The sequence below is a fragment of the Alsobacter sp. SYSU BS001988 genome, assembly GCF_054796215.1.
Genome location: NZ_JBTAMK010000014.1, coordinates 43,399 through 56,215 on the forward strand (window position 1 = coordinate 43,399; position 12,817 = coordinate 56,215).

Genomic DNA, 12,817 nt, shown 5'->3' on the forward strand with positions numbered 1-12,817 from the left:
GATGACGGAGAGGGAGCGCTTCCCAGGAAGAGGCCCGAACCTGTCCGCCGTCATCCCCGGCGCGCCGCAGGCGCGGGAAGGGGATCCAGGGGACTGGGCGCCGTTTCTGGCCGTGTCCCCTGGACCCCTCCCCCTCCGCGCCTTCTGCGCTCCGGCCGGGGATGACGGAGACAGGTAAGCCTCATGCGACGCGCCAACCCGCACCGGCGAAACTTCCGATGGAACTTCGGCCCCGGAAACCCCATGTATAGCGGGTGAACGCACCGCCAGAGAGCCGGACCAAGATCGTGCCCCAAGACCCCCACGCCATGAAGGGCGGCGACCGCCTCCCCTCCAAGGAGGACATCGTCGCCTTCATCCGCTCCGAGGGCGAGCTGGGAAACAGGGTCGGCAAGCGCGAGATCGCCCGCGCGTTCTCGATCAAGGGCGGCGCCCGCATCGCCCTCAAGGCCCTGCTGAAGGACCTGCAGGACGAAGGCGCCCTGAAGACGCGCGGCAAGCGGATGATGAAGGCCGGGGCGCTGCCGCCGGTCGTGCTGGCCGACATCACCGGGCGCGACCGCGACGGCGAGTTCACGGCCGTGCCGGTGGAGTGGGACGAGGAGGATCTCGGCCCCACCCCGCGCATCCACGTCCATCTGCCGCGCAAGCCCAAGCCCGGCCTCAAGGTCCCGGGCGTCGGAGACCGCGTGCTGCTGCGCGTGAACGCCGACCGCGAGGGCGACGGGACCGCCTATGCGGGCCGCGTCGTCAAGGTGCTCGACCGCGCCCAGGCGCAGGTGATCGGCGTGTTCCGCGCGGTCCCGGGCGGCGGCGGGCGCCTCGCTCCTGTCGACAAGAAGTCGCTCGGCCGCGAGATCCCGATCCCGCCCGGCGACGAGAAGGACGCGGCCGACGGCGACCTCGTGGCGGTGTCGCTGACCAAGATCGGCCGCTTCGGCGCCACGGTCGCCAAGGTGCGCGAGAAGCTCGGCTCGCTGAAGAGCGAGAAGGCCATCAGCATGGTGGCCATCCACACCCACGGCATCCCGCACGAGTTCCCGCAGGCGGCGCTGGACGAGGCCGAGCAAGCCAGGCCCGCCACGCTGGGCGAGCGCGAGGACTGGCGCGACATCCCGCTGATCACGATCGACCCGGCCGACGCCAAGGACCATGACGACGCCGTCCACGCCGAGCCGGACGACGACCCCAAGAACGAGGGCGGCTTCGTCGTCCATGTCGCGATCGCCGACGTGGCCGCCTATGTGCGCGCCGGCTCCGCCCTGGACCGCGAGGCGCTGGTGCGCGGCAACTCGGTCTACTTCCCCGACAGGGTCGTGCCGATGCTGCCGGAGCGGATCTCCAACGACCTGTGCAGCCTGCGCCCGCAGGAGGACCGCCCCGCGATGGCGGTGCGAATGGTGCTGGCCGCGGACGGGCGCAAGCTGCGCCACAGCTTCCACCGCGTGCTGATGCGCTCGGCCGCCAAGCTCTCCTACCAGCAGGCGCAGGCCGCCATCGACGGGCAGCCGGACGAGACCACCGCGCCGCTGCTCGAGCCGGTGCTGAAGCCGCTCTGGGACGCCTATCGCTGCGCCACGCGCGCCCGCAACGACCGCGGCCCGCTGGAGCTGGACCTGCCCGAGCGCAAGATCATCCTCAACAAGGACGGCGGCGTGGACCGCGTCGTCTCGCCGCCGCGCCTCGACGCCCACAAGCTGATCGAGGAGTTCATGATCCTCGCCAATGTGGCGGCGGCCGAAACGCTGGAGCAGAAGAAGACCCCCCTGCTCTACCGCGCCCATGACGAGCCGACGCTGGAGAAGATGCGCGGGCTCGGCGAGGTGCTGGCCTCCATCGGCATCAAGCTCACCGCCCAGGGCGCGCTGCGGCCGGAGTTCTTCAACCGCATCCTGAAGCGGGTCGAGGGCTCCGAGCACCAGCCCTTGATCAACGAGGTGGTGCTGCGCAGCCAGGCGCAGGCGGAGTACACGGCCGAGAACTACGGCCATTTCGGCCTCAACCTGCGCAAATACGCGCATTTCACCTCGCCGATCCGCCGCTACGCCGACCTGATCGTGCACCGGGCGCTGATCCGCGCGCTGCATGCGGGCCGCGACGGGCTGCCCGACAGCGTCATCCCGGACCTGCCGGAGATCGCGGCCAAGATCTCGGCCGCCGAGCGCCGCGCCATGGCCGCCGAGCGCGAGACCGTCGACCGGCTGATCGCCCACCATATGGTGGACCAGATCGGCGCGGAGTTCACCGGCCGGGTCGCGGGCGTCACCCGCTCGGGCCTGTTCGTGAAGCTGGCCGACACCGGCGCGGACGGCTTCGTACCCGCCGCCACGCTGGGGGCGGACTATTACCGCTACGACGAGGCGCAGCACGCGCTCGTGGGCGACCGCAGCGGCGAGACCTACCGGCTCGGCGACGAGGTCAGGGTCAAGCTGGTGGAGGCCGCCCCGCTCGCCGGCGCGCTGCGCTTCGAGATGCTGTCCGAGGGGCGGGAGGGCGCCGCCCGCGGCCGCCGCGGCCGCTCCGCCCCGCGCCCGACCGTCCGCGTCGCCGAACGAGCCGAAGGCGCCCCGCGCCGCAAGGGCCGGGTGAAGGTGCGACGATGAAAAGCGCCTTTGAACGCCCCTCCTCGCCGTCATCCCCGGCGGTCTGCGACGCAGACCGGGAAGGGGATCCAGGCGGGCAGGATCTTCCTGGATCCCCTTCCCCTCCGCCGCTGCGCGGCTCCGGCCGGGGATGACGGCGGGTCCCTTCGCACCATCGAGAGCTTCTGAAGGCAAGAAAGCCCCATGTCGCACACCCACCACTACGGCGCCCACGCCGACGATCCCCAGGCGCTCCCCCGGCGCGACCTCGGCCTGGCCCTCCGCCGCGGCTTTGCGGGGCGCTGCCCGCATTGCGGCGAGGGCAGGCTGTTTCGCGCCTTCCTGAAGGTCACGGACCGCTGCGAGGCGTGCGGCGCCGAGTTCCATGGCCACCGGGCGGACGACCTGCCGGCCTACATCACGATCAGCATCGTGGGCCATGTCGTGGTCGGCGGCATGCTCTACGCCGAGACCTATGGCGACTGGCCGATCCTCTGGCACGTGATCCTGTGGCCGCTGCTCACGATCGTCCTGTCCTTCATGATCATCCAGCCCATCAAGGGCGCGATCGTCGGCCTGCAATGGGCCAACCGCATGCACGGCTTCGGCGCGATGCCCGACGGCGACGACCTGCCCGTCCTGCAGCCGCACCGGGACGTCGGCCGATGAGCGAAGCCCACGCGGTCACCCTCACGAGCGCCGAGCGCGAGCGGAGATGGCCGAACGTCCGGCCCAAGGACGCCGCCACCCTGATCCTGCTCGACCGGCAGGGCCCCTCCCCGAGGGTGCTGATGGGCCGCCGCCACGCGGGCCACAAGTTCATGCCCGGCAAGTTCGTGTTCCCGGGCGGCCGAATCGAGGCCGGCGACCGGCGCATGGCCGCCGCCGGCGCGCTGGACGCCAAGGTCGAAGAGCGGCTGATGGCGCGCGTGCAGCGCCCCAGCCTGCAGCGGGCCCGCGCGCTGGCGCTGGCGGCGATCCGCGAGACCTTCGAGGAGACGGGGCTGCTGCTCGGCACCACGGATCACGGCGCCCCGGAAGGCTGCCCCGAGGGCCCGTGGGCCGACTTCGCCGGACACGGCGTCTATCCGACGCTCGAGAACCTGCATTTCGTGGCCCGCGCGATCACGCCGCCGCGCCGGCCCAAGCGCTTCGACACGCGCTTCTTCGCCGCCGAGGCCGCCGACATCGCACACCGGGTGGAGGGCGTCGTGGGCCCCGACTCGGAGCTGGTGGAGCTCGTCTGGGTCGACCTGGAGGAGGCGCAGCGCCTCGACCTGCCCACCATCACGGGCGTGATCCTCAAGGAGCTGCAGACCCGCCTCGACGGCGGCATGGCGCCCTGGATGCCGGTGCCGTTCTACTACGAGGTCCAGGGCAAGTTCCGCCGGGACGAGCTCTGACTCCACACGCTTGCTGCGTTCCCCTCCCCCTTGTGGGGAGGGAGGCGGAGCGAGGCCCGCCGGAGCCGTGAGCGGCAGGACCCCGCTTCGCGCCTTGACATCCCGGCCGCGATGCGTAGGTTGCGCGGCATGCAAGGCCGGTCCCTGGACCGGCCCGCTTCTTTCATGGACACGGGTTGCTGGGGTCGAGCCGGACAGGCTCACAGCCGCGCCAACCGCACGCCGCGCCGGCGGCATCACGACAAGGGACGACCGCCATGGCCAAGGCGACCACCATCAAGATCAAGCTCGTGTCGACCGCCGACACCGGCTTCTTCTACGTCACCAAGAAGAACTCTCGGACGATGACGGACAAGCTGTCCAAGAAGAAGTACGACCCAGTCGCCAAGAAGCATGTCGAGTTCAAGGAAGCCAAGATCAAGTGATCCTGGCCGTCCGGGCCGCGCCCGGGCCGGACCTGCTCGAAAGCCGTCCCTCGGGGCGGCTTTTTTGCTGGGGCGCGACGGCGCCGCGCCGCCTGCCTGGAATCGAAAAAGGCCCGCGTCCAGCGCGGGCCTTTTTCGTTTCGCCGATGAGGCGGAGAAAGGTGGCCGGCTGGAATTGGACCGCGAGGAGGCCACTCCGTCCAATTCCAAGCCGGCCGAACCCCGCGGAACCCAGGAGATGCGGCGGACCTGAGCACTCCGAGGGGTATTCGTGGCGAGGAGGAGACCGATCGGTCGAGCCGTCCTCGCTGCGTGAGATGAATTTATCCTATGGAACGCCGAAGTCCACTCCCACCCGATGATGAGGTCCGTTTACTCGGCGTTAAGGTAAAGGATCGCGCTCCGGCGCCTCGGCGTCAAGCCGCCCGGCCCAGAACGACCCTGTTCCGGCCCTCGGCCTTGGCCTGGTAGAGCGCCTGGTCGGCGCGCTTGAGCAGGGTCTCGGGGGTCTCGTCGAGCCGCGTGACGGCCGCGACCCCGATCGAGACCGTGACCGGGATCGCGCCAGCGCCCTTGTGGATCGAGAAGGGCTCCTGCTGGACGCGGCTGCGGATGCGCTCGGCGGCGAGCTGGGCCGTCTCGATGGGCGTGTCGGGCATGACCACGACGAGTTCCTCGCCGCCGAATCGGGCCACCAGGTCCGGACCGCGCAGGCTCTTGCGGACGCGCAGGGCGAACTCCTTCAGCACCTCGTCGCCGGCGTCGTGGCCGTGGGTGTCGTTGACGGCCTTGAACTTGTCGACGTCGAGCACGAGCGCCGAGAGCGGACGGCCGCGGTTGAGCGCGTCCTCCACCAGGGCGCCGAAGTGGCTGTCGAGATAGCGCCGATTGTGCAGCCCGGTGAGCGCGTCCACGATGGCGAGCTCGATGGTGGCGTGCACCGTCTCGCGCAACCGGTCGGCGTAGCGCTTGCGGCGGACCTGGGTGCGCACGCGGGCCAGAAGCTCGTTCCGGTCGATGGGCCGGACCAGATAGTCGTTCACGCCGAGGTCCAGGCCGCGCAGGATCCGGGCGTTGTCCTCCGCCTCGGCCAGCATGAGCACGCCGATGTGCCGGGTCGATTCGACCGAGCGCAGCTGGCTGCACAGGCGCAGCCCGTCATAGGAGGCGAGGTCCAGAGACACGATCACGAGATCGGGCGTGTCGTCGGAGGCCGAGAACAGCGCCTGCTGCGGGTCCGCCGCCAGCGTGACGACATGGTGCTGGGAGAGGGTGGACATCAGCCGCTCGGACGACCCCGGCCGGTCGTCGACCAGCAGGATGCGCCCGCCCGCGCCCGTGTCGGCCACGGCCTGCACGAGCGGGTCGCCCATGCCGGCGTCGCGCGAGGTGGCGGCGCGGCTGCGCAACTCGTCGGTGACGGATTTCAGCCGCACGAGGCTGCGCACGCGCGCGATGAGGGAGATCTCGTTGACCGGCTTGGTCAGGAAGTCGTCCGCGCCGGCCTCCAGCCCCTTCACCCGGTCGCTCGGCTGGTCGAGCGCCGTGACCATCACGACGGGAATATGCGCCGTCATCGGGTTGGACTTGATCCGGCGGGTGACCTCGAAGCCGTCCATGCCCGGCATCATCACGTCCGTGAGGACGATGTCGCACAGGCCCTGGTCGCAGATCGCGATGGCGTCCGGCCCGTTGGTGGCGGTCAGGACCTCGAAATACTCGGCCGTGAGCCGAGCTTCCAGGAGCTTCACGTTCGGCAGCAGATCGTCGACGACCAGGACGCGCGCGGTCATGAAACGGCAGCCCCCTCAGGCGTCGCCAAGATAGATGCGGACCGTTTCGATGAACTTGCCGACCGAGATGGGTTTCGACAGATAGGCCTCGCAGCCCTTGCGTCGGATCCGCTCCTCGTCGCCCTTCATGGCGAAGGCCGTGATGGCGATGATCGGGATGGAGCGCAGCTCCTCGTCGCTCTTCATCCACTGCGTGACGTCCTCGCCCGAAACCTCCGGCAGCTGGATGTCCATCAGGATGAGGTCGGGCGCATGCTTGCGCGCGAGCTCGATCGCCTCGACGCCGCTCGCGGTCTTCAAAGTCTGGTAGCCGTGGGCTTCGAGAAGGTCGTTGAAGAGCTTCATGTTGAGCTCGTTGTCCTCAACGATCAGAACAGTTTTTGCCATTGGCATATCCTCGCACGCCGTCCACAATCATAGGGTTCGGCGTCGACCTCGTCCCGGACCGTCTCTCACGATATAGCTGATACATGTTGATGAAACACAAACCCGGGCCCTCCAGGGCGGACAGGCCGGGCCGGATGACCCGCGCACTCGCCGAGGCGCTCGCCATCGAGGCGCTCGGCTACCTGGCGGCGGAGCCCGAGAGGCTGGAGCGCTTCATGGCCCTGACGGGCCTGACGCCCGACACGCTGCGCGGCGCGGCCGGCGAGCCGGGGTTCTTCGTGGCCGTGCTGGACCACCTCGCGGGCGACGAATCGCAGCTGCTCGCCTTCGCGGCCAACGCCGGCCGTCCGCCCGAGCACGTCCTGGCGGCGCGCGATCTGCTGGCCGGGCCCGACGCCATGGGGCTTCGCGAGGGCTGACGCCAATGGGGGGCGCGTCCGGGGACGACCCGAAGGGCCTGGCCGGGAGCGACGCGGCCGCGGCGCCCGCGCGCCTGTGCCGGGACTGCCTGTCGGCCTCCCCGGCCCGCCCCGGACGGGTCGGACGCTGCGCGGCCTGCGGCTCCCCTCGCCTTCTCGCCCATCCCGAGCTTCACCAGCTCTGCATCGCCCATATCGACTGCGACGCCTTCTTCGCCGCCATCGAGAAGCGCGACGATCCTTCGCTCGCCGACAAGCCCCTGATCATCGGCGGCGGCCGGCGGGGCGTCGTCTCCACGGCCTGCTACATCGCCCGCACCTATGGGGTGCGCTCGGCCATGCCGATGTTCCAGGCCCTGAAGGCCTGCCCGCACGCCGTGGTGGTGCGGCCCGATATCGAAAAATACTCCCGGGTCGGCCGGCGGATCCGCACCATGATGCTGGACCTGACCCCGGCGGTGGAGCCCATCTCCATCGACGAGGCCTTCCTGGACCTCTCCGGCACGCAGCGCCTGCACCGGGCGAGCCCGGCCGAGACGCTGGCGCGCTTCGCCCGGCGGATCGAGCAGGAGCTGGGCCTGTCGGTTTCGGTCGGGCTCTCCTACAACAAGTTCCTGGCCAAGATCGCGTCCGACCTCGACAAGCCCCGCGGCTTCCAGGTGATCGGCCGGGCCGAGGTGGCGGGCTTCCTCGCCGACAGGCCGATCGGGATCATCCCGGGCGTCGGCAAGGTCACCCAGGAGCGCCTCGCCCGCGACGGGCTGCGCCTCATCGGCGACATCCAGCGCCGCCCCGAGGCGGATCTCGCCCGCCGCTATGGCGAGGAGGGCCTGCGCCTCGCCCGGCTGGCCCGCGGCGAGGACCGCCGCGCCGTGAAGCCCGAGCGCGACACCAAGAGCGTCTCCGCCGAGACCACCTTCGACCAGGACATCGCCGACCCCGAGCAGCTCGTCCCGGTGCTGCTGCGCCTCTCCGAAAAGGTGGCGCTGCGCCTGCGCAAGGCCGATTTCTCGGCCCGCGGGCTCACCCTGAAGCTGAAGACGGCGGATTTCCGCACCCGGACGCGGGCGCGTTCCGGCTTCCCGCCGACGCAGCTGGCCTCCCGCATCTTCGAGGCCGGCCGCGAGATGCTGCTGAAGGAGTGCGACGGCACGCGCTTTCGCCTCATCGGCATCGGGGCCTCCGACCTCGGCCCCGGCGCGGAGGCCGACCGCGGCGACCTGATCGACGTCACCGCGCCGCGCGACGCCGGCGTGGAGCGCGCCATCGACAGGCTGCGGGAGAAGTTCGGCGGCGAGGCCGTCATGCGCGGCCTCGTCTTCGGCGCCCGGCGCGAGCGGGAGCGCAAGTCCGGGGACGAGTGACGCCCGCTACTGCGGACAGTCCTGAGCCTTCATGACGTCGAGGCGCTTGAGGTCGCCCGACAGGCTGAAGTCGCCATAGTCGAGCCTGAGCTTGCGCGACACGCCGTTCTCCAGGAGCTCGAAGGAGAGCGTGTAGACCGGACGCTGGCTGTCCTGCGTGCCTTCCTCGAAATAGCTGACCGACACCGGCCAGCGCGCCAGCTTGTCCCATCCGGCGTCGCGCAGCGGCTGCTCCAGCTCGCCGTCGCGCTCGTGCGGGACGGGTTTCCCGATGACCGAGAAGGTGTCGTAGACCTTCTTGCCGCCCTCCGAGCCGTCGAACAGCTTCACCGCCGAGGTGCTGGCGCCCGCCCGCGCCGCCTCGATCAGCATGCGCATCTGCGCCGTCGGGAAGGCGATGTCGCCCTTCAGCGTCGCGCGCCCGGGCTGGGGCTTCTTCAGCCGCACGGAGATGCCGTCCGCGTTCTTCTCCGCCGTGCCGTCCGTGGCCTCCGCGGGCCCCTGGCCCATGCGCGATTCGGTGTTGAAGCGGAACGTCCTGCCGTCGCCTTCCTCGAAGGTGGTGGTGCGCATGTCGGAGAGCCGCGAGCCGATGTCGCCGCCGGTCAGCTCCGTCACCTGCCGGAAGGTCAGGGCGTAGCCTTCGCAGGCCGAGCCGGTGAATTCGAAGACGATGCGCCCGCGCGCCGATTCGACGCCCTTGGCCCCGCCGGTCTTGGCCAGCGACAGGTCGTAGCTGGCGCGGTGCGGCGCCATCGCGAGCGGGCCGGCCGCGGCCGGCGCCGCATGAGCCGTCGCCAGGCACAGGCCGACGAAGATGAAGCGCGCGCGCATTCGAAACTCCTCTGGTCCGCGGCGGTGCGCGGCGTCCCTGGAACGATAGCCGTCGCCACCGGCGCCAGCAATGCGGCCCCGGCGGGGCATGCTTGCCGAGGGCCGGGCGATGCGCCACAACGGCTGCGGCGGCCGTTCGCCGCGCCTGTCGCCAACGCCGCCGAACGAGCGAGGATCCCATGAGCATCGAAGCCAAGCTGAAAGAACTCGGCGTCACCCTGCCCACGCCGGGCGCGCCCATCGCCAACTACGTGCCCTGCGTGCGCACCGGCTCGCTCCTGGTGGTGTCGGGCCAGCTCTGCCTCGGCGCGGACGGCAAGCTCGCGGACGCCCACAAGGGCAAGCTCGGCGGCGAGATTTCGGCCGAGGCCGCGACCGAGGCGGCGCGCCTGTGCGCCATCAACATCCTCGCCCAGGCCAAGGTGGCGCTCGGCTCGCTCGACGCCATCCAGCGCTGCGTGCGTCTCGGCGGCTTCATCAACGTCGTTCCCACCTATGGGGCCATCGCGCCGGTGATGAACGGCGCGTCCGATTTCATGGTCGCCGCGCTGGGCGACAAGGGCCGCCACGCCCGCAGCACGATCGGGGTGGCCGAACTGCCGCTCGACGCCGTGGTGGAGGTCGAAGCCATGTTCGAGGTGGCGTGAATGTCGGCCCCCGCCTGGCTCACCGCCCGCCCCATCGCGCATCGCGGCCTGCATGACCGCGCCCGCGGGGTCGTGGAGAACACCGCCTCGGCCGCCCGCGCCGCCATCGAGAAGGGCTTCGCCATCGAGTGCGACGTCCAGCTCACCCGCGACCTCGAGGCGGTCGTCTTCCACGACTACGCCCTGGAGCGCCTGACCATGGACGGCTCCGGCCGGGTCGTGGACCGCACGGCGGCCGAGATGGCCGCGCTTTCGCTGAAGCATACGGCGGACCGGGTGCAGACCCTGGCGGAGTTCCTCGCCGTGCTGGGCGGCCGCACGCCGCTGGTGCTGGAGATCAAGAGCGCCTTCGAGGGCGACATGCGGCTCACCCGCCGAGTCGTCGAGGTGCTGAAGGACTATGACGGCCCCGTCGCGATCAAGAGCTTCGATCCCGACATCGTCGCCCTGCTGCGCGAGCTCGCCCCGGACCGCCCGCGCGGGATCGTGGCCGAGAACGACTACGAGCACGGCGAATACGCCAGGCTGTCCGCCCAGACCAAGCGGGCCATGGCCAACCTGCTCCACTATGAGCGCAGCCGGCCGGACTTCCTGTCCTGGCAGGTGAAGGACCTGCAGAGCGCCGCGCCCTATCTCTGCCGCAAGGCGGTGGGGCTGCCGGTGATGACCTGGACGGTCCGCACGCCCGAGGAGCGGGCCGAGGCCAAGGCCGGAGCCGACCAGATCGTCTTCGAGGGCTTCCTGCCCTGAGGCGCGCCCGCGACGACGCGCCCGGCTTGCCCTCGGGGCTGCAAAGCCTAGCTTGGGGGAAGCTGCCCGGTTCGAACTGGCGACATGGCCGAACACTCCCCGCCTGAAATCCCCGCCGATTTCGTCCTGAAAGTCGCCTCCAGCCTCAAGGCCGTGGACGCGGCCGCGTGGGACGCCTGCGCCCATCCGGGGGGCGCGCCTGAATCGGCGTCTCAGGACGACCCCGCCAACCCGTTCATCTCGCACGCCTTCCTGTCGGCGCTGGAGGAGTCCGGGTCGGCCGTGGCCCGCACCGGATGGGCGCCGGCCCATGTGCTGGTCGAGGACGGCGAGGGCCAGCTGCTCGCCTGCGCGCCGTGCTACCGCAAGTCCCATTCGCGCGGCGAATACGTCTTCGACAGCGGCTGGGCCGACGCCTATGAGCGGGCCGGCGGCAGCTACTATCCGAAGCTCCAGGTCTCCGTGCCGTTCACCCCGGCGACGGGCCGGCGCCTGCTGGTGCGCCCCGGCCCGCGGGCGGCGCTCGCCCGCGAGGCGGCCATCCACGCCCTGCGGGCGCTCCGCGCCCAGACGGGCTCGTCCTCCATCCACCTCACCTTCCTGCCGAAGGCCGATTGGGACGACCTCGGCGCCCGCGGCTTCCTGCAGCGCACCGACCAGCAGTTCCACTGGTTCAACGACGGCTATGCGAGCTTCGAGGGCTTCCTGGAGGCGCTGGCCTCGCGCAAGCGCAAGGCGATCCGGCGCGAGCGCCGCGACGCGGTGGCGAACGACATCGTCGTCGAACGCCTGACCGGCGCCGCCATCACGGAGGCGCACTGGGACGCGTTCTTCACGTTCTACATGGACACGGGCTCGCGCAAATGGGGCCGGCCCTACCTGACCCGGACCTTCTTCTCGCTCATCGGCGAGCGCATGGCCGACAAGGTGCTCCTGGTGATGGCGCGGCGCGGCGGCCGCTATGTGGCGGGGGCGATCAACTTCATCGGCGGCGACGCCCTCTATGGCCGCAACTGGGGCTGCATCGAGGATCACCCCTTCCTGCATTTCGAAATCTGCTACTATCAGGCCATCGAATTCGCGATCGAGCGGGGCTTCTCCCGGGTCGAGGCGGGCGCCCAGGGCGAGCACAAGCTGGCCCGCGGCTACCGCGCCGTGACCACCTACTCGGCGCATGACCTCGCGGACCCGTCCTTGCGCAAGGCGGTGGCGGACTATCTCGCCCGCGAGCGCAGCTACGTGGCGAGCCTGCACGAGGAATATGAGGAGCACGCGCCGTTCAGGAAGGCGTGATCGGCGCGGACAGGCCGGAACGCCCGGCGCGAGCGGGGCATTGATCGACGGCTGGCGCCCGGGCGGCGCTCGCAAGGCAGGAGAGTCTGGCGATGTGGCGCAGTCTATTCGTCCTGACGGCGGCCGGCGCGGCCGTCGCCGCCCAGGTCCCGGCGATGGCGCAGGGCCGTCCGCAGACCCCCGCCATGACCTGCGCGCAGACGCGCAGCATCGTCGCCGCCAATGGCGGGATCGTGCTCGGCACGGGCGGCTACACCTATGACCGCTATGTCAGGGACGCCAGCGCCTGCCTGCCCGGCCAGGCGGTGAAGCGCCAGTTCGTGCCCACGCGCGACCAGCCCGCCTGCCTGCTCTATGTGTGCTTCGACCCGACCTTCGACCGCTTCTTCGACGACTGAGGCCGGCCCGCCGGCGATGGCCGGGGCGGCTTGACGGCGTGCGCCGCGCGCGCGACATCCGGGGGGCGCCGGCTGGGCGCGCGACGGGGCGGACCGATGACGACCTATGACGACCAGAACGTCTTCGCCAGGATCCTCAGGGGCGAACTGCCCTGCGAGAAGGTCTACGAGGACGAGGCGACCTTCGCCTTCATGGACATCATGCCGCGCGCCGACGGGCACGTGCTGGTGATCCCCAAGACGCCGGCCCGCACCATCCTGGACATCCGCACCGAGGACCTGTCGCGCCTGATGGTCACCGTCCAGAAGATCGCCCGGGCGGTGAAGGCCGGCATGGCGGCGGACGGCCTGACGATCCAGCAGTTCAACGAGAGCGCCGGCGGGCAGGTCGTGTTCCACATCCACGTTCACGTCCTGCCGCGATGGGACGGCGCGCCGCTGCGCCCCCATACGGGCCAGATGGAGAAGCCGGAGGCCCTGAAGGCCCATGCGGACCGGATCCGCGCCGCGCTGGCGGAGTGA

14 protein-coding genes are annotated in these 12,817 nt (G+C 70.7%); 11 read left to right on the forward strand and 3 right to left on the reverse strand.

From position 1 onward, the window contains the following. The first annotated feature begins 308 nt into the window (after positions 1 to 308). The 4 genes from rnr to rpmG all read left to right on the forward strand — a co-directional run bounded on the left by rnr (position 309) and on the right by rpmG (position 4,410). Positions 309 to 2,603 (forward strand): ribonuclease R, encoded by a 2,295-nt coding sequence (gene rnr / locus ACYVO7_RS20255; RefSeq protein ID WP_460451691.1) that lies wholly within the window; start codon positions 309 to 311, stop codon positions 2,601 to 2,603. A gap of 183 nt (positions 2,604 to 2,786) precedes the next feature. Beyond that, positions 2,787 to 3,251, forward strand: coding sequence for a DUF983 domain-containing protein (locus tag ACYVO7_RS20260; RefSeq protein WP_460451619.1), 465 nt, complete (start codon positions 2,787 to 2,789; stop codon positions 3,249 to 3,251). Beyond that, complete coding sequence (locus ACYVO7_RS20265; protein ID WP_460451620.1) at positions 3,248 to 3,985, forward strand: NUDIX hydrolase; 738 nt, start codon at positions 3,248 to 3,250, stop codon at positions 3,983 to 3,985. The genes ACYVO7_RS20260 and ACYVO7_RS20265 overlap by 4 nt, the downstream gene beginning before the upstream one ends. Before the next feature lie 257 nt (positions 3,986 to 4,242). After that, positions 4,243 to 4,410 carry a 50S ribosomal protein L33 gene (rpmG, locus tag ACYVO7_RS20270; protein ID WP_406853837.1) on the forward strand — a complete coding sequence of 56 codons (168 nt, stop codon included), beginning with the start codon at positions 4,243 to 4,245 and terminating at the stop codon, positions 4,408 to 4,410. Between the two features lie 416 nt (positions 4,411 to 4,826). Here the strand turns inward: rpmG and ACYVO7_RS20275 are convergent, their stop codons facing one another. Together ACYVO7_RS20275 and ACYVO7_RS20280 are read right to left on the reverse strand one after the other, a co-directional pair. Continuing rightward, positions 4,827 to 6,203 (reverse strand): PleD family two-component system response regulator, encoded by a 1,377-nt coding sequence (locus ACYVO7_RS20275; RefSeq protein WP_460451621.1) that lies wholly within the window; start codon positions 6,201 to 6,203, stop codon positions 4,827 to 4,829. Between the two features lie 15 nt (positions 6,204 to 6,218). Continuing rightward, the gene (locus tag ACYVO7_RS20280) at positions 6,219 to 6,590 is read right to left on the reverse strand and encodes a response regulator (protein WP_406853839.1); all 372 of its coding nucleotides are present in this window, start codon (positions 6,588 to 6,590) and stop codon (positions 6,219 to 6,221) included. Positions 6,591 to 6,724: 134 nt separating this feature from the next. On the opposite strand from ACYVO7_RS20280, the gene ACYVO7_RS20285 reads away from it, so the two are divergent. Beyond that, a complete protein-coding gene (locus tag ACYVO7_RS20285) occupies positions 6,725 to 7,009 on the forward strand; it encodes a DUF3572 domain-containing protein (protein WP_460451622.1) in 285 nt (94 codons plus the stop codon). A 5-nt stretch (positions 7,010 to 7,014) separates the two neighbouring features. Next, complete coding sequence (locus ACYVO7_RS20290; RefSeq protein ID WP_460451623.1) at positions 7,015 to 8,373, forward strand: DNA polymerase IV; 1,359 nt, start codon at positions 7,015 to 7,017, stop codon at positions 8,371 to 8,373. A 6-nt stretch (positions 8,374 to 8,379) separates the two neighbouring features. Here the strand turns inward: ACYVO7_RS20290 and ACYVO7_RS20295 are convergent, their stop codons facing one another. Continuing rightward, on the reverse strand, positions 8,380 to 9,207 hold the full coding sequence (locus tag ACYVO7_RS20295) for a cell envelope integrity EipB family protein (RefSeq protein WP_460451624.1): 828 nt from the start codon (positions 9,205 to 9,207) through the stop codon (positions 8,380 to 8,382). Between the two features lie 179 nt (positions 9,208 to 9,386). On the opposite strand from ACYVO7_RS20295, the gene ACYVO7_RS20300 reads away from it, so the two are divergent. The 5 genes from ACYVO7_RS20300 to ACYVO7_RS20320 all read left to right on the forward strand — a co-directional run bounded on the left by ACYVO7_RS20300 (position 9,387) and on the right by ACYVO7_RS20320 (position 12,817). Then, positions 9,387 to 9,854 carry a RidA family protein gene (locus ACYVO7_RS20300; RefSeq protein WP_460451625.1) on the forward strand — a complete coding sequence of 156 codons (468 nt, stop codon included), beginning with the start codon at positions 9,387 to 9,389 and terminating at the stop codon, positions 9,852 to 9,854. Beyond that, entirely contained in the window at positions 9,855 to 10,604 is a 750-nt protein-coding gene (locus ACYVO7_RS20305) for a glycerophosphodiester phosphodiesterase (RefSeq protein WP_460451626.1), read from the forward strand. A gap of 84 nt (positions 10,605 to 10,688) precedes the next feature. Further along, positions 10,689 to 11,897 (forward strand): GNAT family N-acetyltransferase, encoded by a 1,209-nt coding sequence (locus ACYVO7_RS20310; protein ID WP_460451627.1) that lies wholly within the window; start codon positions 10,689 to 10,691, stop codon positions 11,895 to 11,897. Between the two features lie 92 nt (positions 11,898 to 11,989). Next, positions 11,990 to 12,295, forward strand: coding sequence for a hypothetical protein (locus tag ACYVO7_RS20315; RefSeq protein WP_460451628.1), 306 nt, complete (start codon positions 11,990 to 11,992; stop codon positions 12,293 to 12,295). 96 nt (positions 12,296 to 12,391) lie between these two features. Continuing rightward, positions 12,392 to 12,817, forward strand: a complete 426-nt coding sequence (locus tag ACYVO7_RS20320) for an HIT family protein (protein ID WP_460451629.1) — start codon at positions 12,392 to 12,394, stop codon at positions 12,815 to 12,817.